This is a genomic window from Myxococcus llanfairpwllgwyngyllgogerychwyrndrobwllllantysiliogogogochensis, assembly GCF_006636215.1.
GTDB lineage: Bacteria > Myxococcota > Myxococcia > Myxococcales > Myxococcaceae > Myxococcus > Myxococcus llanfairpwllgwyngyllgogerychwyrndrobwllllantysiliogogogochensis.
Genome location: NZ_VIFM01000926.1, coordinates 1 through 404, shown reverse-complemented (window position 1 = coordinate 404; position 404 = coordinate 1). Strand labels below are relative to the sequence as shown.

Annotated in this window: 1 protein-coding gene; it reads right to left on the bottom strand. The window is 68.3% G+C overall.

The genetic code is table 11. The features are described from left to right. Positions 1 to 128: 128 nt before the first annotated feature. Positions 129 to 404 (bottom strand): anion permease (locus FJV41_RS51260; RefSeq protein WP_181791646.1); only part of this gene is annotated, 276 nt, incomplete at its 5' end.

The window sequence follows — 404 nt, the reverse complement described above, 5'->3', positions numbered from 1 at the left end:
TCTCCACCCACCCCAGCGGCCCGGAACGCATCCGCGAGCTGGAGCAGAACGTTCCGCGCGTGCAGGGGCTCTACCAGGCCGCGCGCCGCGGGTAGGTCCGCCGCCTCGTCCGCGGGCCCCTGGGGGCGTCAGAGCACGCCCATCCACGGCCAGAGCGTGGCCGACAGCAGCAGGATGAGCGCCAGGCCTGCCATCGTCACCACCAGCCCCACCTTGGCGAACTGCAGCGTGCCGAACGCGCCCGTGCCGTAGCACAGCATGTTCTGCGGTGCATTCGTCGGCAGGATGAAGCCGAACGACACGACGAAGCTTTGCACGAGCACGATGCCGAAGGCCGTTTCCTTCGAAACCGGCAGCGTTTGCGCGAAGGCGATGAAGATGGGTATCAGCGTGCTGGCCAGGCC